Genomic DNA, 23,434 nt, shown 5'->3' with positions numbered 1-23,434 from the left:
AAACCTGCCATTTAGCAAATACAAAAATTGCATTTGAGCTCATGTCTTTACAAATTTGAGTTTGTTTGAAAATTTTATCTGAAAGATAGTCCTTGCTCTTATGATTCAGATAAGAGCAAGGATAGGAAATTTAGGCCGCTAAGATGGCAATGATTTTTTCGGCAACACCTTTGGCAGAAGCTGGATTTTGACCAGTTACAATGTGTCCATCGGCGATACTATTGGCAGACCACGGTTCGGCAGCGTGGAAGATAGCTCCTTGCTTAATAAGTGCCGATTGAAGGTCGAATGACACATCAGGACGAGCGTAATTATCTTCTTCAGCTGTGGTAAACGAAGCAACATTTTTACCATTCACTAAATAGCTTCCATCACTCAATTTTACATTTAGTAAAGAAACAGGGCCATGACAAACAGCACCTACTACAGCACCACGTTCGTAAGTATCAGCGATTACTTTTTTCAACAAAGGTTCTTCGACCATATCTACCATCGGAGCTAAACCACCCGGAATGAAAATCGCATCATATTGACTTACATCAACGTCTGATAGTTTAGTTGCTTTTTGCATTTTAGCCCAACCATCACCTGTTAAGAAAGCCAAGTTATCTGGGTCGTCAGCTAAAAATAAGGCATCTAAATACGGCGTGTCGCCAGTTAAAGTTGCAAAATCAATTTGGTAGCCAGCTCTTTTAAATTCAGCATAGGGGTGGGCTACTTCAGGTAAAAATGTACCTGTTCTTCTATTATGAGGACCAATTGCATTGGCATTTGAAGCGATGATTAATACTTTGGTTTCCATGACTTTAAATAGTTTAATTGTTACATCTAATAGTAGAATTTGAACATCATCGTGAGCTGCTCCATGTCGATTTTGTTCTGATTTCTGATGTAAAATTACTAGGTGTAAGCCCCCCAATCGAAGGAAGTAAATCACTTTGTTTCTGTGATTTGAGTCACACAAAACACCCAAAGCGTACAGATATTGATATTTTTTGGTGACTGTATATTAGCTAGTATATATTAAAAAAAATGTAGCTATTATTGACCTATTTTAACTAGCAAATTAGTCCGTTTTCATAGGTTTAAAGATTTGACTAAAAATAGAAATAGCTGTTTATTATTGATACAAACGGCTCAGGGTTTCTCGGCTTACTCCTAAAAACTCTGCGATTAACTTTTTGGGTATTTGTTGCATTAAGTTAGGGTATAGTCTAGCAAATTCCTCATAACGTTGTTGAGGTGTTCCCGAAAGTAAAAGCTTGATTCTTAATTGTAGTGCAACATAACCATTGGTCAGTTTTACTCTAAAAAAATGTTCCATTTTATGAAAAGTTGCTGAAAGCTTTTCTCTATTTTGCAGAGTTAAACATAACACTTCACCTTCTACCAAACATTCTATGTACATGGTTGCATCTTTTTGTTTAAAGAAAGAAGGATAATCTGACATCCACCAATTTTCTTGTGCAAATTGTAATATATACTCTTTCTCTTGCCCATCAATATAAAAGACTTTATAAATACCAGATAGCACAAAGTACTCATGTTTTACTTCATCGCCTTCGCTGAGAAGGTATTGCCCTTTTCTAACTTTTTTGAGCGTGAAATGAGTTTTTATTTCTTCAAACTCCTCATCATTGATGGGGGCAATATGTTGAATATGTGTTCGTAGTTTTTCCATGCGATATAAATTCACTTTTTACAAATATAGAGTATAGTCAAATTTTAGTCGCAAATACGATGGCTTTATTTTAGATTATCTTGTAGTTTGCTTTTCAGCTTCATGACAAAGCCGATGTATTTAAGGGTTATAGGATTTTTGTTTGAATAAGTGTATATGCTTTCACTTATTCATTGATAAAAATGTATATTTGTACAAATAATCAAACTAAAAAATGTTAAGAGACCTTTATAAAGATTTAGTTCATTGGAAAAATTCACCCAATCGAAAACCGCTTATCTTGCAAGGAGCAAGACAAGTTGGAAAAACTTGGCTGATGAAAGACTTTGGGAAACAGGAGTTTGACAATACAGTTTACCTAAATTTCGAGAGTAGCGAAAGACTAAAAAGCTTATTTTCAGTCGATTTTGATATACAACGTATCATTACTACGATTGAAATTGAAGTAGGCTACAAAATTCTGGCAGACAAATGTTTAATTATTTTTGATGAAATTCAAGAAGCTGATAAAGGACTTACTGCTCTAAAGTACTTCTACGAACAAGCATCCCATTATTTTATTATCGCTGCTGGCTCGCTTTTGGGCGTTTCTTTACAAAAAAGCACTTCTTTTCCAGTGGGGAAAGTAGATTTTTTGCAGATGTACCCGATGAGCTTTGCCGAGTTTTTAGAAAATACGGGTCAGCAATTACTCTTAGATCAACTTAAAGTTGAAAATTGGGCTGTAATAGATACCTTTCACGATAAATTGGTCGATTTACTACGACGGTATTATTTCGTTGGAGGAATGCCTGAAGCGGTTGATAATTATATTCAATTTCAGGATTTATACCAAGTTAGAGAAATTCAAAACAAAATCCTACTGGGTTATGAAAACGATTTTGCCAAACATGCTCCAATCGAAACAGTGCCAAGAATTCGATTGGTTTGGAGCCATTTGATTAGCCAATTGTCTAAAGAAAATAGAAAGTTTATTTACGGACAAATCAAGAAAGGTTCAAGGGCAAAAGACTTTGAAACAGCAATCAGATGGCTTACGGATGCGGGTTTAGTACTGAAAGTAAATATCGTTGAAAAACCCAATATTCCGCTAAGTGCCTACGCAGATATTGATATTTTCAAATTATTTTGTTTAGATGTGGGCTTACTCAATGCGATGGCAGGTATTTCGCCAAAAATACTTTTAGAAAAAAACAGTATTTTAACGGAATTTAAAGGGGCATTAACCGAGCAATTTGTGGCACAGCAATTGAAAATCAAACATGAAATCTATTATTGGTCTGCTCAAAACGCTACGGCTGAAATTGATTTTATGATTCAAAAAGAGCAAACAATTATTCCGATAGAAGTAAAGGCCGAAGAAAATCTCAAATCGAAAAGCTTGAAAGTATTTGTAGATAAGTTTAAAACACAACAGAATATACGTTTTTCAATGAATAACCACAGAGTACAAGACTGGATGATAAACACTCCATTGTATGCGGTGAATAATTTATAAAAAGCCTTTTAAACAGAAATTACTAATGAAGAATCAATTGCTAATTCCCAAACTTTTCAAAAAATCTGCTCTGTAATTTCCGCCGATGGGTATTTCCGTTTTACCAATAAATACCCTATTTCCTTCAACATGGCTTATTTTGGATTTATTTATCACAAATGACCGATGAAGTCTTAGGAAATTTTGATTGGGTAATAATTCTAAAAAATCACTAAATGTCATGATTGGGAAAATAGTCTGATTTTCGGAAACAATTAGTACATTATTTCCTTTGGCCTCAGCATAGAGTAATGAGCCAAAATCCACTTTGTGTATTTTTCCATCAGCTTTTATAAAAGTAAAATCTTCTGTGGTTTCTTCTATCGATTTTATAGAAGGTTGTTTTAATAGCGCTAGTTTTTCTTTGACTTTATCAACAGCAATAATAAACCTATCCAAAGAAAAAGGTTTGAGCAAATAATCTATTGCTGAAAGGTCAAAGGCATCAAGGGCGAACTCCTTGTATGCCGTAGTAAATATGACACAGGGTGGATTTTTAAGTGTTTTTAAAAATGCTATTCCATCCAAAACAGGCATATTAATGTCCAAAAAAAGTAAATCAACAGATTGACTTTCTAATATTTTCTTAGCGACAAAAACATTTTCGCAACTCGCCAATAGCTCAATTTCAGGCAAATGTGAACAGTATTTTTCTATAATTTGTCTGGCTATAGGTTCATCATCTACAATAAGACACGATATTTTATTTTCCATTTATCCTGAGTTTTACTTCGTAGTTAGTTGTAGTCTCATTGATTTCCAAATCATACTCGCCTTTATATATCAAATCCAACCTTTTTTTTACGTTATCTAGGCCAAATCCACTATGTTTTTGCTTGTCATTGTACATATTATTATGTGAGTTTACAACCGAAAATAGTATTGAATTTCCCCAAGTTTTTAGGTTTATTTCTATATTTATCACATTATCCAGACTGTTTTTGGAGTGTTTAAACGCATTTTCTACAAAAACAATCAACAGCATAGGAGCTATTTTAAAAGGTTTTTGAGGGTTACTTTCTTCAAAGTCTATTTTCAAGTTTAGGCGTTCGCCTAAACGTATTTTTTCAAAATCAATGTAGTTTTTTATATAGTTTATTTCCTCTGTCAGTGGCGCCATAATATCTTTGGCATCATACACCGAATATCTCAACAAATCTGATAGTTTCAGCAATAAGTTAGGTATTTTTTGATGGTCAGTTAATGACAAACCGTACAGATTATTTAAGGTATTAAACAAAAAATGTGGACTTAGTTGAGACTGAAGAAGCTGTAATTCGGATTGACTATGCAAAGCTGTTGTGTTGGCTACGTCTAATTTTTGTTCAGTACGCATGCGTGTGAGCTTTATGAGTAGACCAATTAAGATACTGATAACAAAATAGATAATCAACGCTATAGCGACAACTAAGAATTCCTGATGAGTGATAAGTGTGTCTATAATGGGCATTAAAGATACTATCAGGGCGAAAGTCAACCCAATCAGCACAATAAATACCAAATTACTGATATGCTTTCTTTGCCATAAACTGGCCAAAAAACGACCTACAAATACACCAATCAACAATAAAATAGTTGATATTAACGCTATCTCGTCGTCATTATTCTTGAAAAAAATATCTGCAAATGCCATAAAGATGGTAAACAGGAGTATAGAAGCTATAAAAGATAGCCCTAAATAATTGCCGATTTTAACGGCTTCTTTTCCAAATATTTTTTCTAAAAAGCTCATTTTGTTTTTTTCTACAAAATTGAATACCCTTATGTATAATTAAAATTATTGACTTCAAACGCCATTATTTGACTGACGAAATCGCATTTAAACCTGTTAAAACCTTTGTCAGTCCTTTTGCTATGTTTGTCCCTTCAAAATTGATTTCTGTCAGACTTGTTTTCTGGGCAATCCCAAGAAAACAAACTTTGTCAAAAAAACAATTATGAAAAAACTATTTCTATTACTAATCCTATCAGGTCAAATATTGGCTCAAAATAAAAGTATAGTCGGGAGTGTCAAAGATACTCAAAATGAATCGGTGATTGGTGCTACTGTCAAACTTATGAACAGTATCGACTCAAGTTTTGTGAAAGGAGGAATTACTGATATAAATGGAAATTTCTTTATCCAAAATTTATCTAGCGGCAGTTATTTTTTAGAAATCACATCAATGGGTTTTTTGAAATATAGAAGTGTAAAAAAAACATTGGACGAACAGCAAACAAAGGTAGAATTGCCCGTTATTATCCTTTTGCCTGCCAAGAGTACCACTTTAAACGAAGTAGTAGTTAGTGCTAAAAAACCGCTAATTGAACAGGAAATCGACAAAACGGTTGTGAATGTAGGAACGATGATATCGGCAGTATCCAGTAATACCCTTGAAGTTTTGCAAAAAACACCTGGCATATCAGTGGACGCCCAAGGAAATATTAACCTCTATGGAAAAAGTGGAGCAATGGTTTTGATTGATGGTCGCAGTACCTACATGAGTGGAACAGACTTGGTAGCTTATCTTAAATCTTTACCGGGTGGTTTGTTAGATAAACTCGAACTGATGGATAATCCACCTGCAAAATATGATGCCGCGGGGTCTTCTATCATCAATATTATTTTAAAGAAGAACAAAGCAAGAGGTTTAACGGGAAACCTCTCTTCAGGTATGTCTATGGGGCAAAAACTGAGAGTCAACAATAGTGTTAACTTTAACCTTAATCGCCAGAAAATCAATTGGTTTTTGGGAATAGACCAGAGTTTAGACCAAGACTACACAGAAGAAACTTCACAAAGGACAATTTTTAATGATGAAAAAATAAGTATAACCAATATTCAATCGAAAAACTACAGCGATTATAAATCTAATAGTTTGAATGGAAGATTTGGAGCAGATTTTACTTTAAGTGAAAAAACTATTTTGGGCGTGCAGTTTTTTTTACAAAATAGACCCCGTTCTGATGAGGCAAACTATGTAAATACGACAGCCACTCAAGAATTCAAAGGCAATAATAATGGGACCAATAATTGGAACTCAAAGTCCGCCAATGTAAACTTCAATCATAAATTCAATAACAAGGGGCATGAGTTATCTGGGGATTTGAATATATTAAACTACCAGTCAGAAGGCTTACGAAATTTTAATAGAATAACAGAAAATGAGCTTTTTGACAACAAATTATCTAACAATATTAATATCTATAACTTCAAAACAGACTATTCACTACCATTGGGCAAAGGAGCCAATTTAGAAAGTGGATTAAAGTCGAGTTTTGTAAAAAACGATAATGATGCACTTTTTCGAGACGAATTTGCCGCAATCATTTACAGCCGAAGTAACCATTTTATATATCATGAAAACATAAATGCAGGATATATAAATATCAGAAAACCAATCAATAAAAAGTTGAGTTTACAAATGGGTTTGAGAGCAGAAAATACCAATATCTTAGGAGAATTACTAGCAAACGAAACTATTAAATACCAAAAATTTAATCAAAATTTCACCAATATTTTTCCTAGTGTATTTTTAAGTTATAACCTAGACAGTTTAAAAAACCACAACATTAGTTTTAATTTCACAAGGAGAGTAAATCGACCTAATTATCAGCAGTTTAATCCATTTCTAAACTATGTAGATGCCTATAATTACACCCAAGGCAATCCTGATTTACAGCCGTTTTACTTGAACTTAGTACGATTTAGATATCAATATAAATCTATTTACACAATGGGTTTTGGCTATGACGGAGCGGATGGAATTCTGGGAGAAGTTACCATCAGAGAAGGCGAAACATTTATCCGAAAACCATTTAATACGGGCATTGGCAACAGAATATTTATTAATCATAATTTAACACTGCAACCGACCAAATGGCTAAGCTCAACATTCTATTTTCAAGTGGCTCGATTCGACATTAAAAGTAACATAAACGGAGAAACAAACCATACAGTATTTTTTACTGGAAGAGTATCTACCACCCAACAAATTAGTTTTGGGAAGGGGTGGTCAAGTGAACTTACGGCTCAGTACAAAACCGAAGAAAGAATCTATCCTACAACAGTGTTAGCTCGGACATCTGTTTACTATTCGATGCAAAAAAAGATTTTGAAAGACAAAGGAGCGATAAAACTGAATATCAACGATATTTTTCACTCAGATACTTATCGAGAACGGATAGAAAACTTTCAGAATATTTACCAAAATAGGGTTAATATAAACGATACTCAGCGAATAGGCTTGGCATTTAGTTATAGATTTGGCAATGAAAAATATGCCAGAAAACGACGAAATAGAGACAATTCTGTAACCGAAGAAACAGAAAGAGTCCAATAAGGCGTTGGGAATTTCAGTTTTCCCCTCTATTCATCTCCCAACTCCTTAAATAGATTAATCATTTGCAACGCCAAAAGCGTTGATTATATTGGAGCCTTCAAAATAGGGGAAATTGTACTATCCAGAAAGCTCAAGGTCGAAGTTTTTAGGTATATTCATTTGTTGTGAAATATTCAAATTTTAAAATCAATAACGCTTTTGGCAGAAAATTGGCAATAACAAACCTTATAATCTGTGAGAGGAGTGAGGTTATTCCTTTTTTCTACATTTAGTTAAATGAGGGCTCATTCAATCAAACCCAATTTAGCCTTCAAATCAGCAACTTCGGCTTCTAAGTTTTTGATGTGTTGGTATTGGGGCTGTAAAACCTCTTCAATTTCTTCGATTGTAAATCGAGGGGTAATATGTTGTGGGCAATTCCAGTCGTAGGCTTCAACATGGAGTACCATTAGGCGTTCTGGGCGAAACTTATAACCATCCAAATCAAGCAAATGATGTAATTCTGGATTGTCCTTTAGTGCTACAATTTCGGCTTTAGCGTATATTTTTAATCGTTTTTTATTTGGATAGTCTACTAAAAATAATGCTACTTTGTTGTTAGTAGCCATATTACCCACCGAGATATATTGCATGTTACCTTTGAAGTCAATAAATCCCAACCGATTTGCATCCAATACCTTTAAAAAACCCTTGGGTCCACCACGGTGTTGGATATATGGAAAGCCATTTTCGCCAACAGTTGCCATATAAAAACTATCTCTTTGGGCAATAAAATGTTGTTCATATTTGCTTAACCCTTCGTACATAGTTTGGCTTTCCATACGGGCATAGTTTGCTCTGCTACCAAATTGTTCTTGTAATTTTTTGGCAGCAGAGCTAAATCCGATTTCTGCAAAATTCTTTGCCATGATTTTATTTATTTATGGGTGTCTTTATTTTCATGTTCTGCCAAAACTTTATCCCATAAAGTATCACCACATTCATCAGGAATAACTATTTCTTCATTATTATCAAGAAGTTGTACTTGCTTTGGTTGACTCGCTAATAATGTTGCTAAGTCTAATTTTTTCGGTTGCGTTTCTGTAATTTCCATTGTCTTGTGTTAAAAATGATTTTTACAAAAACAGACTTGTCTGTTTTTGTCTTTTAAATAAAAAACTATAATAATTTTTCGACGATTCTGCGAGTAGCTTCAATAGTCCAATTTTCTTTAAAAACTTTACTGCTTGCCAAAGCTCCCTCAAATAGTATGTACAATTCATCAGCAAGGGCTTCATTATGAATAGGTTCAAGAATTTCGATAAACAGCTCACGTATTTTATTCTTTTGGTCTTGAATTAAAGCAAGTACGCCCTCGTTGTTTTGTGGAATTTCTGCAGCAATATTTAAAAAATGACAACCGTTAAAGTTTGTTTGATTTGAAAATTTAACCAAAAAATCAAAGATACTAAGCACCTTTTCTCGTGGTGTTTGTTTTTGGTTGACTATGCTTCTCAAAACTTCATTTGAACTAACAGAGGTGTTTCTCAAATAGCTTTTCAATAAATCGACTTTTGAAGGAAAATGAGCATATAGACTGGCTTTGGCAATGCCCGCTTCAGCTATTATTTGATTGATGCCAGTTGAGTTATAACCTTGTTCATAAAATAATCTTGCGGCTGTATTTTCTATATTTTTTTTGGTTTCCATTAATTTCTTTTTGTTACAGGACAAATGTAATTAAAAGTTTTTATAAAACATACAGACCTGTCTGTTTTTTGTAAAACTTTTAATTCAATATTCTTGAATGGACTCTTATTTTTCAAAACATCAATGAAAGAAAGTGCAAAGCTCGATAATTAGTTAAAAAAAGTCACACATAAAAGCTTATAATTCAGGGACTGTAACTTATACCAATCACTATCATTTATTGAGGGCAATTGCTTAAACATTCCTAGATGCTATGCACTGTAACACAAAAGCAACCATTTCGAATCATAGGATTGAGTAGTAAATTTCTAGCGATTACAGTTTCAGTAGGGGAGGGGCAAAAGAATAACTGGACATTACTACCTGAGGCTACTGAGATACGGCTAGTCTAGCAGTAGTCGGCTTCTGTGTTTTATTTTATGGAATTATTATTCGATTTGAAAATTTTGGAAGAGCAGGTTTTGCCTGCTTTTTTTGTTTAGGGGGCTTGTTTCTCATTTATTGTTATACCCATGTTTTAAAGTAAGTCTTTCGAGAATTGTTAGTTCGTTTGACCGATTAAATTTAAAGTAAGAGAATTATTAGGAATGAATAAGGAAACAACTAACTTAGTAAGTACAATAAATTGCACAACAATACAAAAATCACAATATCAATAGTACAACAAATCTTTCGTAAAGACTCTTCGCCAATACTCACATTGGGCGTCATTTAAAATGACCCGCAACAGACATATTTTAGACAAAAGAAAACAAGAGGTAATATGCCCATAAAAAGGAATTCAGTTCAAACAAGTATTACATTAGAAGAGTTTTATCTTGACTTATCTACAAGAAACACTAATTCTTATGTGGACGTTGGAAAGGAAATGCTACTTTTCGTTGAACTTATAAATCAAACATTTACGGAGACGTTACTTTGGGGGATGACATCACACGCAAGACTAGTAATTCAAAACGCAGACGATTGGAAAGCAGATTGGTTTGTAATAGTTAGCAACATAGGAACCAAAGAATACTATTTTGAATATTTAGTACCTGAAAACAAACAACCGTGGACAAATGCTTTTGTCCGTGGAGAAGCAAGAACATTAGCCGATGCTAAAAAATATCTTTTAATCGCAATGAGAGAAAGTGGCGGTTGGCCAGAAAATGCTGAATTGAAAATGCTTTTAGAAGAAAATAACTTACAATAATATAACCACATCGTACATTTTCGTCTCAAACTAGTAGTAGGTTGTTTCTTACGCCTCAAAATGTTAAAGAGCGTCCCGCTCATATCTTGCATGAAATTTGAAGTCTCATAAAAAAGTACAATTTTTACAATGAGCTTCAAACAGAGTAAAAGGAGTATCCTGAGCGTCCCGCAAACACGTTCTTACAAGTAACGATATAGTCATTCGAGCCAAGTCTCCTTTTATTTTCTTTTCAGCGTTAGGACTAAGTACACAAGGAAATAGCGCTGTTTATTATCCTGTATTAATGAGCAAAAACGATAAAAAGTTGTCTGATTTGAAGAGCTGGTTTTCAATCAATTCAAACCCTTATCGTCATGAGTAAATTCTTAAAGTATGCCGTTGGACTAGATGTTTCCAAAGACCATTTCCATGTTTGTTTATCAGTAATTGACACGTTACAAAAAGTAACAATTAAAGCAATTCGTAGTTTTGCTAATCAGTCAAAAGGTTTTCAAGAGCTTGCACAATGGGTTAAAAATCATTGTAAAGAAGCGGATATTCCTATTGTTTACCTGATAGAAGCTACTGGGACGCATAGTCAGGAGTTTACCACGAAAATTTAGCATGGTTTCTCCATCATTTAGGCTGTCATGTAACCATTATTTTACCCAAAAAGGCTAAACACTATTTTAAGAGTCTTGGTCTAAAAAGTAAAAATGATACCATTGATGCCAAAGGTTTAGCCCAAATGGCTGCCGAACAAAATCTTGATGTTTGGGAGCCCATAAGCCCTCAAATAGAGGAGTTAAAGGCATTAACTCGTCATTATTCTAATTTACAAGAACAAAAAACAGTTTACAATAATCAAATTTATGCTATCGAAAGCAGCCACCATCATGACAAATTAGTGTTAAAAGACCTTTATGAATTAGTCGAATTAATGGAAACTAAACTTGTTGCCATTAAAAAACAAATTGATGTCGTTATTGAAAAAGATTCCATTTTAAAAGAAAAATTTGCCTTAATTTCACCGATTCAAGGAGTAGGTACTCTTACTATAGCCACCATCGTTGCTGAAACAAATGGATTTGAGTTTTTTGATAACCAAAGACAAGTAACTTCTTATGCGGGTTATGATGTAACGGAACGGCAATCAGGTAAATTTATTGGTAAAAGAGCCATCTCAAAACAAGGGAATTCTCGAATTAGAAAAATTCTACATTTACCAGCTTTTAATGTAGTAAGATTTCAACAACAACCCTTTACAAATCTTTTTGAACGTGTTTATGAACGAACTAATATGAAAATGAAAGGCTATGTAGCGGTTCAAAGAAAAATTTTATTGCTTATTTTTTCTCTTTGGAAAAAGAATGAAAAGTATAATCCAAATAAAGTAGCCTCGATGAACGAGGCTACACTGGATGAAGTTCAAGAACTTCTCCTTCAAGAGTAGCAAATATAAAAATAATTATATTCAAAAATTAGTTTTTTCAGACAGTACCTCGTACAATGTATCAGGGATAAATATTCCTTTTGCCTTGCAACATTTTAATATATTCAATAAGCCCTTTCGAGCCTGAGGCTCTTTCTTTTCTGGCAACTACACGATAGAGTACAGCGAGGAAAAAAATAAAAAATTTAACGAAATTTCATTACTTGCCGCAAGACAAGTGCTGCCGGTTTTATTCCCTTTTTCTTTGCATTGTATTAAACAAATAATATTATGCAAAACGAAAAAATCAACACACATGAGGAATTAAGTCCCTCATCTTCTAAAAGTACAAACACTATTGTAATTGTTCATGGAGCATGGTCATCTGCTAATGACTGGCATCATGTTGCAGGATATCTTACATCTGAAGAGATTAACCTTATCACAGTAAATCTTCCTGGTCATGGTACTGATGAAACACCTGTTTTGGATATTAGTTTTCAGCTTTATGTATATGAAGTTTTAAAGGCTATTGGTAATGCAACAGATGTTACCCTTGTAGGTCATAGTTTTGGTGGAATAATAGTTAGTGAAGTAGCAGAACTTATTGCTCCGCAGATAAAAAAACTAATTTACATCGCTGCTTTTGTTCCTAAAAATGGAGATAGTTTACTATCACTTGCACAAACCGATTCGGAGAGTCATGTAGGTGAAAATCTTATTGTTGATGAACAAGCGGGCGTTGCCAGTATAACTAAAGAGGCTATTACAGATGTTTTTTTAGCTGATGCACCAAAACCAGTGTCGGATTATGTAACTAATAATCTTAGACCAGAGCCTTTAGTCCCATTATCTACTTCTGTCGCTTTAACTGATGCTAATTTCGGTAAAGTTAACAAGGTATATGTTCACAGTCAAAATGACCATACAATTAGCTATTCACTTCAGCAAAAAATGGTTAAGGATGCAGGCATCTTAAGAACTTATTCGCTTCCTTCAAGCCATACACCGTTTATTGTATTTCCACAAATACTATCGACAATTATAACCCTCGAAGCTAAATAAAACTCATTTCACATTATAAATAACACTTTAATAATACAATCATGAAAAAAATAAGATTAATTCAACTTATCATAGTTGCTTGTGTCTTTATCATATCATCTTGTTCGAAAGATGATATACAGCCCGAAAAACCTAAAAGTTATGTACTTGTTCATGGAGCATGGCAGGCTCCCTTTGTATGGCAGACAGTAAAAACTAACCTTGAAAAACAGGGTAATAAAGTAATTGTTGTTGAACTACCTGGCCATGGTAGTAATTATACTTCTCCAAGCACAATAACACTAGATGTCTATAAACAAAAGGTAATTGATGCACTTTCAACAATTGATGGAAAAGTTATTTTAGTAGGTCATAGCTTGGGAGGTATGATAATTTCTTCTGTTGCGGAAGCCGTGCCTTCAAAAATTGAAAAACTAGTCTATGTTGCCGCTTATTTACCTGTTTCAGGTCAAACATTGGATAAACTGGCACATATGGATCCTTATTCTCAGCTTGGACCTGAGGGTATTCTAATTTTTGATAATGATGCTTATACTGTCGATGTAAAACAGGACCAAATCATTAATCTATTTATTCAGGACGGCACTCAGGAAGTTCAAAGCCTTGTAGTAAAAAACTATCGAACAGAGCCTTTAATTCCATTTATTAATCCTGTGGTACTTACTGAGCAAAATTTTGGATCAGTTAAAAAAGCATACATCAAAACTTTACAAGATCACGTTGTGTCGCCGTATTTACAAAGCAAAATGATTGAAACAGGTAAAGTTGAATCTGTGTACGAAATAAATACAGGACATAGTCCATTCCTTTCTCAGCCCCAAGAGTTGTCCTTGATATTGACAAAAATAGCAACTAACTAAATATTAACAACTAACAAATATATCATGAAAAATTCAATCTTATTAGTAGCAACGCTATTGATTACAACTATTACAGCTTTATCACAAACGAATAAAGCTAAAAACGAAAACACAATTGTAATAATCCATGGTGCATGGTCATCGTCAAATGACTGGCAGCACGTTTCAGAGGATTTAATTGCCGGTGGTAATTCGGTTGTTTCCGTTAATCTTCCCGGACATGGAAGTGACAACACTCCAATTTCTAAAATCAGCTTAAAACTTTATGTTGATGAGGTTAAAAAAGCCATTGGAAGCAAACAAAATGTTGTGCTGGTTGGGCATAGCTTCGGTGGGATTGTGGCAACCCAGATTGCAGAAGAGATAGCGCCTCAGATAAAAAAGATAATTTACATTGCAGCTTATGTGCCAAAAAATGGAGAAAGCCTCTTAACTATTGCTCAAACGGATGCAGAGAGTCATGTTGGTAAAAATCTTATTGTAGATGAAAAAGCAGGCATTACAAGTATAAAAAAAGAAGGTATTGCTGATGTTTTCCTTGCCGATGCTCCTAAGCAGGTAGCAGACTATGTAAGTAATAATTTAAAGCCTGAACCATTAGCTCCTTTAGCGACTTCAGTAACTCTTACTGAGGGCAGATTTGGCAAAATCAATAAAGTGTTTGTTTACACCTTAAATGACCATACAATAGGTTACTCACTTCAGCAAAAAATGGCAAAAGATGCAGGTATACAGAGATTATATTCTCTTCCATCAAGCCATACCCCTTTTATCATGTTCCCGCATGTTTTGGCACAAATCATTACCTTGGAAGCAAAATAAGTATGGCTTAAATAAATTAAAATAAATATCACAGTTTAGGATCATTTTACTCAGTAAGCTTCGGTTGAGTTTTCATGAAAATAGAGTGATTCTTAACTTAATTCTAAATAACATCAAAAATAAATGGAAACACCAGAAAATATTTTCGTATCTGAAAAATTTACCCACAAGACAGCACCAACAAAATCTATCAACGTAAATGGTAGTGATTTTACCTACCGCTCTTTTGGACGTAAGGAAGGAATACCAGTAATATTTTTACAACATTTTACTGGGAACATGGATAATTGGGATCCTGAAGTTACAAATGCAATTGCCAGTAATTACCCGGTAATATTATTTAATAACAAAGGAGTTGGAAGTTCTAAAGGGACTACTCCTGACAACGTATCTGCGATGGCACAAGATGCTGTTGACTTTATTCGTGCCTTAGGTTACAGTAAGGTTAACCTTTTAGGTTTTTCTCTCGGCGGCTTTATAGGACAACATATAGCTGCGGAATATCCTGAACTTGTGAATAAGCTTATATTGGCAGGTACAGGATCTATAGGAGGAAAAGCAATCGCACAACTAGAGTCACATCTGGAAAAAGCATTTGTTGATGGACCTGACAGGGTATTGATTAACCTTTTTTTTAGCAAAACTCCAAAGAGTATTAAAGCTGGTGAAGCTTTCTTAGAAAGGCTTGCTGAAAGGAAACTAGACAGGGATTTGCCGACAAGTCAGGCTACAATTGAAAGTCAGGCCAGGGCCATCATTGGCTACGGTTTAGCAACAGACGAAGGAAACAAACAGCTAAAGGCTATTAAACAACCTGTACTTATTGTTAATGGGAGTGAAGATAACATGGTTGATTCGATTAATTCCTACATAATGCTTCAGAATATTCCAGATGCAAAACTGGTACTTTGGAGTGATTCAGGTCATGGTGGAATTTTTCAGTATTCGAGAGATTTTGCCCATGAAGTAAATACATTTTTACTAAACTAAATCAAATTATAATTATGCGAAAACTAATTGGAAACATTTATTTCCCACTGTGAAGAGGTAAATCCCAGTTTCCTAGTCGGACGTCGAAAACGACATCCTGCATTAACATGTAGAGATAGGCGTTTATATCCTTCTATCTCTACATGAATTTAACGGACAAAGAGGTTTCAATCCAAAATATATGCGTGTAAAAAAGAAAGAATCATTTCGAGGTTGAATTTACCTAATGATTTAGCGGTATTCAATTTTGAAAAAATGTCTCCTTTTTGTCTCTCAGAGGTATTATTTTTTACTTAATTATTTGAGTAATAGATTAATTTTGATACAAACAGTCTTGTAAAGAAGCTATTGAACATAATATTAACAGTACAAATAAATGGACAAACAAGGGTTAAAAAATTATATTATAAAAAATTTATCATTTCCAGATCATATTCTTGATGAGGTAGTAGAATATTTTGAAGAGATTACTATTTCAAAAAATGATTTTTTTCTAAAGGAGGGAAAGATAAACGATCGCTATTTCTTTTTACAGAGTGGTTTTATGAGGGCATTTACATATGATAGCGATGGTAATGAAGTGACTACTAATTTTTATCAAAAAGATAGTGTAGTATTTGAAGTGTCATCATTTTATTTAAAAACCAAATCCACAGAAAATATACAAGCGGTTACAGATTGCAGAGGTTATGCAATTAGTTACGAACAATTAAATTTATTATTACATACTATTCCAGAGTTTAGGGCGTATGGGGTGAAAATGCTGGCTAGAGAATATGTGTTATTTAAGAAAAGAGCATTAGAGTTAATAAATCTTAGTGGTGAAGCCCGATATGAAAACCTGATTAGTAGTAATAAAGAAATATTTCAATTTGCCCAGCTCAAACAAATAGCTTCTTATCTAAATGTTACGGATACTTCATTAAGTAGAATTAGAAGGGAATTTTTAAAAAAATAGATTAGTTTTAGTACTCAAACTGATTGTAGGTTGTTTCCTACCATCTAAAATGTTAAAGAGCGTCACACTCGCAAATGTATCAGGGATAAATATTCATTTTGCCTTGATACATTCTTATATTTTCAATAAGCCCTTTCGAGTGTTAGGCTCTTCCTTGTTTTTGATCTTAGGATTTCCTCCTAAGACTAGTTGAGGGTTGATACTGTATTTTGAGCCATAGTCTATTGATTCTTATCTAGTTTTGCTTTCATAAAATCGGTTGCACATACCCAAGTTTAAGATAAGGTTTTTTGATTTAAGGTAAGGGAATAATTGTTTTAAAACGTCTCCTCTATTAACGTATTATTTGATGAGTCTATTGATGTTGATTACGTCCGAACCTAATTCATCACCACGACCAAGTTGTATGAAAAATTTGGCAATAGTTGGGTTTTTGGTAAAAGGACTAAAGTTATTAGGGTCGATAATTCCATGACCATGCGGATTATTGGCATTGATAACTTCTACTCTGTCTGCATAAATGGTAAAATTGCATGGTTGAGCATTAACATACTCTCGATGAACAATAAGGTTGGCAACAATTTCTCTGAAAATCTTATTACGCAAACTAACTCTTTGGTCGCCTTCCATATAAAATTTATCGGGCAAATGTTTGGCTACAAATGCCATCAGTTCTTCATAAGCATCAATCAAATTGGTTTGAATGTAGACACGGTCGTCGTAGCGGTAAAGTTCCTGAATTCTTACCAAAGCGTCTATTTTATAATGTGGTAAAATCTGCTGAATAACAGTATCTTTCCCAAGTAACAAGGCTGAGGCTAAGGTGTAACCCTCCTTACCACTTTGAAAATCATGTTTCCATAAACCTGCGGTTTCAAGTAGCTATTTATCACTTAGCGTTAGCCATGGGTGATTATAGTTTTGGCTACGAATTAAATTTCTAATTTTGGGAAATAAGGCTTCATTAAAATCTTCAAAACGCAAAGCTGAGTAAATAGTCCCCTCGGTAAAATAGGAACTTTTGCGGTTGTAAATTTGAGCAATCTGATTTACTTGTGTCACTTTAAAATCGCCATCATGACTACGGTCAAAGACGATATTGTCTGTTTGTTGGTATTTATGTATATTTTCAATATTTGGTTTGATTAAAGAGAATGATAAACTCTTTTATCGACAATAAACTCTAAAATCTTTAAGTTTTTTCATTTTAGAAATATCAAGCGATGCTTCCGTAAGGTTATTCGCAGATATAGTCAATTTTTTGAGTTTTTTGAAATCGGATAATTCGGTTGGCAAATCTTTCTCTTCCGTATTAAAGTGTAATGCCTCCAAAGTATCTTTATGCTTTAATAATGCAGGCATTACATTCCTTATTTCACAAAGACCCATTCCCAACACTTTTAATTTACCATTCAGTTCTGGTTGAGATAAAATGAAAGAAAATTCAGCATCGGTAAAATTCAAAAAAACAGTAAGGCGATGCGGCTTTACTAAAAATTGACTATAAGTTTCCATAAACAGGTCATTACGATAAGGATTATCTTTACTTTTATGAGTTGAAAAGAAGTGTAAAAGATGATTTTTCTCCCTTTTGTAATAGGTTACAGCGAATTGTGAGACATCAAAATCTGTGTCATATACATGATATGTATCATAAGGACATCTATGTTTTAAGTTAGTTTTATCAGAAAGAATCTTTTGACTTCCTGTTGAAATCTTAACTTTCAATAACTTTTTTAGCGTATTCTTTACATTATCATCTGGCGAGGTTTTAGCAACTACCATCAAATCTGGAATGAGTATGTCTGCAATTCCGCCGCCTTTTATCATTTCAATAACAATCTTGTCATTTTCAACAGCATTCGACCAAATAAGTTCTCTCAGATTATCTAATTCATTGCTTTCTAAGGTTTGGATATAACCGGGTTGAAAATCTTTTATTAAAGTATCTAATGCTACTTCACTGATAAACTGGTGCGGATAATCCCAAAATTTATCGGGAAGTTCAAAGCTCTCGCCAACCACGATTATTTCCGTATTTGCTTCAATTTTTGCTTTATAGTTGCTTCCTAATGCAACCAATTTATCTTTATAATAACTTTTAACATTTTTAGTTTTTCCTAAAAGAGCAATTGATTTTTGTGAAAGAATTTCTAAATTTATCGTTTTAGTTGCATTAATTAAATCTAATTTATCCCAAGCTAATTGTTTAACTCTAAAACTCTTTGCATTGAAAATTCCTAAAAATGCGTTTTTAAAATCACTGATTTTTTCTATTTCAAAACTTTCTTCAAACAAAAGGCTTCCAATAACTAATTTGGTTTCCTTCGAGATGGTTGAATCTTGAGTAATTTTAGAAATATCTTCAAAATCGACATTGTGATTTTTGTAATATCCAGCTTTAATACTGTTTAATGAAGACCATAAAAGCGTTTCTTTGGAGAGTGTAATATCACCGTAGGCTTTAATTTTTTGGAGAGAGGGGAAATTTTCCCAATTATTCATTTTTAAATTTCCAATATCAGAAAATGATATTTCAGATAATTGAGGGCAAGTATTCCATGTTTCAGGTATAGTTCTTAGTGCATGTAGACTATTAATACTAATTTCTTTAAGGTTAATATTTTTAGAATTAAAAGGAGGTAATTCTTTCAATACTGAGGAATTTGAAAAGATAATATTTTTAACATTTGTCAAATTCTGCCAAGTCTCAGATTTAAGGGATTCATTTTGACAGTCATTTATAGTTAGATATTCAGTTTGATTGAGGCTCTCTAAATCATCATCAAAAAAGCTATGGGATAGAGAAATATAACTATAAACATGATTAGTTGGCATTTTTGGAGGCAACAAAGCTCCACCGAGGGATATACTTGTAAGTAAATTTGATGTAAATAGTTTTTCGTTTAGTTTTACTGAAAATTCAGATTCACAACCCAAATGCATATACTGTAATGAAGGCATTTCACCTAATAAGTCCCCTAAAAAATTCAGATTTACATGTAAATTCAAGAATTTTAGATTTGGATATATATCAAATTTTAATATCTCTGTCGAAGTACCACTTCCTACATAATTGAGATGAAGGCTTTCTATTTGAGTTAAATTCTCCCAACCTTGCGGTAAATATTCAAGGTTATTTAATGCCACATTTTTTAGTTCTTTCAACTTTGAAAAGTCAAATAAACCTTTGATTTTTTGAGACGAATAAATACTTAGATTAACAAGTTTTGGAAAGTTTGAAAAGTCCAAATCTAATTTATCATTAGACGGACTTAATTGAAGGCTTGTGAGGTTTGTTGCTTGATTTAGAGAACTAATTTCATTTGAGTTCGTTAAATCAACTTGATTAAGGCTTTTTGAAGCGAGTAGTTCTAGCGAAGGTTCAACAAAACTACAATCAAGGTGTAACCTATTTAATTTACAACCATTGTTTGATTCTAAGATACATTTCACTCCATCACCCATCTCATAAATTTCAAGATGTTTTAAAGATGGTTTCAATATATTTTTCGGCAACTTTGTAAGTCGGTTCCTCCTATCAATAATTAACTCTTCTAAATCAAAAATGTCTATTAATTTCTCTAAGTACTCATCGTGATTTATTTTAAGTGCCTGAAAGCCTGTATTACTAAATCCTAATCGTATTCCTTTGATATTAGGGTAGTCACGTTTTAGTTCTTCGAGAGATATTGGTTTAACTAAGTAAACGGTTTCTGTTGTATCGTAATTTAATTTACTTGTCAACATAATTTTAAACTTTTAATTAGATTTAACTTTCTACATTTTAGACAATAACAACTTGCCAATTTCTGGAACTGCGTATAATTTTTTCATACTTTTCTTTTCTGATTTTATAATTTCTTGTGCCATTGCCAAACGTAAATCATTTGGAATCAACTCTAAGAGAATAAACTTTTTGAGATTATCAAATTGCTTATCACTTAAATCCTCTTTACCAAAAAGTAGATGATTCGTCAATCTGGTCATAATTACCGACAAAATATCAAGACGTTTTGTTTTGGCTTCCACCAAACCCCTAATTCGGGAATCAATTTGCTTGAAGTCTGTTGAGTTCAAAATCTCCTCAGCACCAATCAATTTACTCAAATCCATGTTGATAAAATTCACAAAAGCTACTGTCGTTTGTCGGTCCAGACAACCATCTCCAAGCATTTTTACCATCTCTAAATCTTCTTTTAGATTTTTGATGGTACTGATGGCATCAAAAAATTGAACTAATGATCTTGGCGTTGTTCTATCGCCCGAAACGATTTCAGGGTAGGTCAATACAAAGTCAATTCCCCTTGAATCTACCTGGGCTTGTTCCGCCCATTTTGCCCAACTTTTCACATCAAATTCCATCGTGACGTGTATCATCCGTGTGAGCATGGCATCGTCCATAGTTGTTACAGAATAATCGCCGCCGTCTGGATTGGCAGTCAAAATAATCAGCCATTTTTTCGGCATTTTCCAACTCACTAATTCATAGTTTTGCAGTAATTGCATAATTCCACGCAGGATTCTATCATCGGCACGGTTCACATCATCAATCAGAAAAATGCCCTCTCCTTCTTCATTTGGTACCCATGAAGGCGGAATCAATCGAGTAATACTATTTCCTAAATTATCGGTTTCAATTTTTGGCATACCTACCAAATCGCCCATTTCTTCAAATTGGGCAGGAGCAATATAAACGAATTTATATCCTCTTTTCAAGGCTGCATCACGCACCATTTCCGTTTTTCCGATACCATGTAAACCCCATATACAAATGGGCGTTGGTGGTTTTAAGGTGTTTTCAAACGAGAAATCCAATAAGTGATTGATGAACTTTTCAACTTCCTGACTATTGGCTTTTGAACCGTAGGTTACGTACTGAAATTGTTTTTGCTTTGACATTATGCTTGTAATTTGGCTTTTCTTCCTATTAAATTTTCAAATATTTCGTCATTGGGAGTAATTCCCTCCCTACTTATCACCCAAAGTACAGGTACTTTTGAGCGTACAGTCGGCACAGCGGCATGACCATCCGTAAAGTAAATGAGGGCATCTGGGTTATAAATGTCGTTGGCATAAACAATGGGGGGGGTGAAATCCGTACCACCGCCACCGTGAATAACCTTTGGGGTTACACCTTTATAATCGTAAACGTGTTGAATTTCTGCATCACATTCAACTACTCTCACAACGCTTCCACGTTTCCAGATGTGATATAATTCTGAGAAAAAATCTTGATATTCTTCTTCAGAAATACTGCCTGATGTATCAATGGCAATTAATAATTTTTGTTGATGTTTTATCTTAATACCTGGCGTTGTACCGTACCGTTTTGAAGGCCGTTTCAATGTGTTTTTTACTTTCGTTTTACTACTACTTTCCGAAAATAATTTAAGCACTCTCCGCCAATTAACTAAGGGTTGTTCTTTGATTAATAGAGCATTAATTTGTAATTGTACTCCTGCGGGAAGCAAGCCAAATTGCGTGCTTGAAGTTTTGTTAGTGGCAATTCTGATTAGATTTTCCATTTGGGCATCCAGAACATCCTTTTCAACATTGGTTTGCGAATATATTTCCTTCCAAAGTTCATGCCTTTCCAAACCGTGCGATGAGCCTGAAATGGATTGAAGATTTTTGCTTGCCACTGAATCACAAAGTCCACAGCCATTTTTACAGTCTTCTTGAAGCACTTTCAGTTTTTCGTAATAATAAAAATACGTCTGGTCTTTTTCGAGATTTAATTCTGGGAAAGTCTCTAAAAAAATGGATTCTGAGGGTAATTGAATTCTCTCAATGTATTGATTAACTACCAGATCCATCGCAATATTGAGCAATCGCCTATCTGCGGATGGTTCATTGACCAAAAGGTGTTTGAAAACCAGATGCAGCACTTCATGTTTCACCACACCAAAGCGATGTTTTTTGTCTTTCAATTCATTATCCCAAAATAAGGCATTAATAATCAGGACATAGGTTTTATGCCTAAGCCCAACTGCCATCGTTTTGATGTGGGAATCTTCAAAAACAATTTCTTTATTTAAAGCACTAAAAAGATGGGAATAAAAAGGTTCCTTTAATAGTAGTTCAATGCTTGTTTTGGTTACTTCTTCAAGAATACGTGCGGTGTTATTCATATATTGTTAATCCATTTGGTATTGAAGTATTCTTTCTAATAAGATGAAATTTAGAACTCAGGGTTGAATGCTGTATTGGGCAATATTTCTTTAAGCATTTCTTTTGTTGATATTCCTGTACAATTATCGTAACTACCAATACAAGCCTTTTGGAGCGTATCTCTTAATTCACCTATCTCAGGAGGAATATTGAATACATTTTTCATTCCACAAAATCCGATGTCTGTGAGATTTGTTAGATTTTTGATACTAGGAGAAAAACCCTTCAAAGAACTCCAACAAGCATACAAGACTTGCATTTGCTTAATTTTGTAAAAAGACTCAGGTAAAGACGTGATTTTAATCTTATCTTTTTGAGAATAATCCGCTAAACTTAAATACACGAGAGTATTTTTATTATTCTCAATCCATAACTTCACAGCGTTGTTATCAGACTTGTAATAGGTTTTCTTTTGTTCTCTACTCAGATTCCTCTTAATTTCTTTAAAGTAGTCCGCAACAATCTTTGTCTCATTTACCAAGCTACCAAAACCAAAACATAAACAGAAGTGCTTGCAAGTATAATTTCTTATCATGGCTGATTCTATTTTTGCTCGTTCTTTTTCGGAAGATAAAGTCAGTAAGTCTGGATTACCCTTCATTATAAAAAAACCTAACTCTACATTCGTATAATCATCGTTTTCTATCAGGGAACAAACGTTTTTTACCATGTTTGTGATTTCTTTTTTTGAAAGTGTCGTCATCACTTTTTTAGAATTTTCCATGTT

22 protein-coding genes are annotated in these 23,434 nt (G+C 33.8%); 10 read left to right on the top strand and 12 right to left on the bottom strand.

The annotated features are described in order from the left end of the window. Positions 1 to 130 precede the first annotated feature (130 nt). Together J2Y60_RS11075 and J2Y60_RS11070 are read right to left on the bottom strand one after the other, a co-directional pair. On the bottom strand, positions 131 to 802 hold the full coding sequence (locus J2Y60_RS11075; RefSeq protein WP_309917835.1) for a type 1 glutamine amidotransferase domain-containing protein: 672 nt from the start codon (positions 800 to 802) through the stop codon (positions 131 to 133). Between the two features lie 318 nt (positions 803 to 1,120). Further along, positions 1,121 to 1,681, bottom strand: a complete 561-nt coding sequence (locus J2Y60_RS11070; RefSeq protein ID WP_309917838.1) for a Crp/Fnr family transcriptional regulator — start codon at positions 1,679 to 1,681, stop codon at positions 1,121 to 1,123. A gap of 214 nt (positions 1,682 to 1,895) precedes the next feature. Here J2Y60_RS11070 and J2Y60_RS11065 point away from each other — a divergent pair, with 214 nt between their 5' ends. Continuing rightward, the gene (locus J2Y60_RS11065; protein ID WP_309917841.1) at positions 1,896 to 3,179 is read left to right on the top strand and encodes an ATP-binding protein; all 1,284 of its coding nucleotides are present in this window, start codon (positions 1,896 to 1,898) and stop codon (positions 3,177 to 3,179) included. 33 nt (positions 3,180 to 3,212) lie between these two features. Here J2Y60_RS11065 and J2Y60_RS11060 read toward each other — a convergent pair whose 3' ends face one another. Both J2Y60_RS11060 and J2Y60_RS11055 read right to left on the bottom strand, forming a co-directional pair. After that, on the bottom strand, positions 3,213 to 3,932 hold the full coding sequence (locus J2Y60_RS11060; protein WP_309917844.1) for a LytTR family DNA-binding domain-containing protein: 720 nt from the start codon (positions 3,930 to 3,932) through the stop codon (positions 3,213 to 3,215). Then, positions 3,922 to 4,950 (bottom strand): histidine kinase, encoded by a 1,029-nt coding sequence (locus J2Y60_RS11055; protein ID WP_309917848.1) that lies wholly within the window; start codon positions 4,948 to 4,950, stop codon positions 3,922 to 3,924. Before J2Y60_RS11055 ends, J2Y60_RS11060 begins: the two co-directional genes overlap by 11 nt. Before the next feature lie 205 nt (positions 4,951 to 5,155). Between J2Y60_RS11055 and J2Y60_RS11050 the strand changes: the two genes are divergently transcribed. Next, on the top strand, positions 5,156 to 7,540 hold the full coding sequence (locus tag J2Y60_RS11050; RefSeq protein ID WP_309917852.1) for an outer membrane beta-barrel protein: 2,385 nt from the start codon (positions 5,156 to 5,158) through the stop codon (positions 7,538 to 7,540). Positions 7,541 to 7,824: 284 nt separating this feature from the next. On the opposite strand, the gene J2Y60_RS11045 is transcribed toward J2Y60_RS11050, so the two are convergent. The 3 genes from J2Y60_RS11045 to J2Y60_RS11035 all read right to left on the bottom strand — a co-directional run bounded on the left by J2Y60_RS11045 (position 7,825) and on the right by J2Y60_RS11035 (position 9,229). After that, positions 7,825 to 8,448 (bottom strand): pyridoxamine 5'-phosphate oxidase family protein, encoded by a 624-nt coding sequence (locus J2Y60_RS11045; protein WP_309917855.1) that lies wholly within the window; start codon positions 8,446 to 8,448, stop codon positions 7,825 to 7,827. 8 nt (positions 8,449 to 8,456) lie between these two features. Next, positions 8,457 to 8,633, bottom strand: coding sequence for a hypothetical protein (locus J2Y60_RS11040; RefSeq protein WP_309917858.1), 177 nt, complete (start codon positions 8,631 to 8,633; stop codon positions 8,457 to 8,459). A gap of 65 nt (positions 8,634 to 8,698) precedes the next feature. Next, positions 8,699 to 9,229: a TetR/AcrR family transcriptional regulator gene (locus J2Y60_RS11035; protein WP_309917861.1), complete on the bottom strand. Its 531-nt coding sequence runs from the start codon at positions 9,227 to 9,229 to the stop codon at positions 8,699 to 8,701. Positions 9,230 to 9,992: 763 nt separating this feature from the next. Between J2Y60_RS11035 and J2Y60_RS11030 the strand changes: the two genes are divergently transcribed. The 8 genes from J2Y60_RS11030 (at position 9,993) to J2Y60_RS10995 (ending at position 16,533) form a co-directional block, all read left to right on the top strand. Beyond that, on the top strand, positions 9,993 to 10,424 hold the full coding sequence (locus tag J2Y60_RS11030) for a hypothetical protein (protein WP_309917864.1): 432 nt from the start codon (positions 9,993 to 9,995) through the stop codon (positions 10,422 to 10,424). 356 nt (positions 10,425 to 10,780) lie between these two features. Continuing rightward, on the top strand, positions 10,781 to 11,029 hold the full coding sequence (locus J2Y60_RS11025; RefSeq protein ID WP_309917867.1) for a transposase: 249 nt from the start codon (positions 10,781 to 10,783) through the stop codon (positions 11,027 to 11,029). Positions 11,030 to 11,064: 35 nt separating this feature from the next. Then, the gene (locus tag J2Y60_RS11020) at positions 11,065 to 11,859 is read left to right on the top strand and encodes a transposase (protein WP_309959115.1); all 795 of its coding nucleotides are present in this window, start codon (positions 11,065 to 11,067) and stop codon (positions 11,857 to 11,859) included. Between the two features lie 270 nt (positions 11,860 to 12,129). Beyond that, positions 12,130 to 12,903 (top strand): alpha/beta hydrolase, encoded by a 774-nt coding sequence (locus J2Y60_RS11015; RefSeq protein ID WP_309917870.1) that lies wholly within the window; start codon positions 12,130 to 12,132, stop codon positions 12,901 to 12,903. Positions 12,904 to 12,944: 41 nt separating this feature from the next. Further along, on the top strand, positions 12,945 to 13,763 hold the full coding sequence (locus tag J2Y60_RS11010) for an alpha/beta fold hydrolase (protein ID WP_309917873.1): 819 nt from the start codon (positions 12,945 to 12,947) through the stop codon (positions 13,761 to 13,763). 24 nt (positions 13,764 to 13,787) lie between these two features. Beyond that, the gene (locus J2Y60_RS11005) at positions 13,788 to 14,585 is read left to right on the top strand and encodes an alpha/beta fold hydrolase (RefSeq protein WP_309917876.1); all 798 of its coding nucleotides are present in this window, start codon (positions 13,788 to 13,790) and stop codon (positions 14,583 to 14,585) included. 123 nt (positions 14,586 to 14,708) lie between these two features. Next, positions 14,709 to 15,575 (top strand): alpha/beta hydrolase, encoded by an 867-nt coding sequence (locus tag J2Y60_RS11000; protein ID WP_309917879.1) that lies wholly within the window; start codon positions 14,709 to 14,711, stop codon positions 15,573 to 15,575. Between the two features lie 376 nt (positions 15,576 to 15,951). Next, positions 15,952 to 16,533: a Crp/Fnr family transcriptional regulator gene (locus J2Y60_RS10995; protein WP_309917883.1), complete on the top strand. Its 582-nt coding sequence runs from the start codon at positions 15,952 to 15,954 to the stop codon at positions 16,531 to 16,533. Between the two features lie 342 nt (positions 16,534 to 16,875). Here the strand turns inward: J2Y60_RS10995 and J2Y60_RS10990 are convergent, their stop codons facing one another. The 5 genes from J2Y60_RS10990 to J2Y60_RS10970 form a co-directional block, all read right to left on the bottom strand. Continuing rightward, positions 16,876 to 17,343 (bottom strand): hypothetical protein, encoded by a 468-nt coding sequence (locus J2Y60_RS10990; RefSeq protein WP_309917885.1) that lies wholly within the window; start codon positions 17,341 to 17,343, stop codon positions 16,876 to 16,878. 357 nt (positions 17,344 to 17,700) lie between these two features. Then, a complete protein-coding gene (locus J2Y60_RS10985; protein ID WP_309917888.1) occupies positions 17,701 to 20,283 on the bottom strand; it encodes a hypothetical protein in 2,583 nt (860 codons plus the stop codon). Positions 20,284 to 20,313: 30 nt separating this feature from the next. Continuing rightward, on the bottom strand, positions 20,314 to 21,435 hold the full coding sequence (locus J2Y60_RS10980) for an AAA family ATPase (protein WP_309917891.1): 1,122 nt from the start codon (positions 21,433 to 21,435) through the stop codon (positions 20,314 to 20,316). Next, complete coding sequence (locus J2Y60_RS10975) at positions 21,435 to 22,667, bottom strand: VWA-like domain-containing protein (protein ID WP_309917894.1); 1,233 nt, start codon at positions 22,665 to 22,667, stop codon at positions 21,435 to 21,437. The genes J2Y60_RS10980 and J2Y60_RS10975 overlap by 1 nt, the downstream gene beginning before the upstream one ends. Positions 22,668 to 22,717: 50 nt before the next feature. Further along, positions 22,718 to 23,431, bottom strand: coding sequence for a hypothetical protein (locus tag J2Y60_RS10970; RefSeq protein WP_309917897.1), 714 nt, complete (start codon positions 23,429 to 23,431; stop codon positions 22,718 to 22,720). Between the last annotated feature and the right edge of the window lie 3 nt (positions 23,432 to 23,434).

The organism is Arcicella sp. BE140, assembly GCF_031456255.1.
Classification (GTDB): domain Bacteria; phylum Bacteroidota; class Bacteroidia; order Cytophagales; family Spirosomataceae; genus Arcicella; species Arcicella aquatica.
This window is presented reverse-complemented; position numbering and strand designations above follow the sequence as displayed.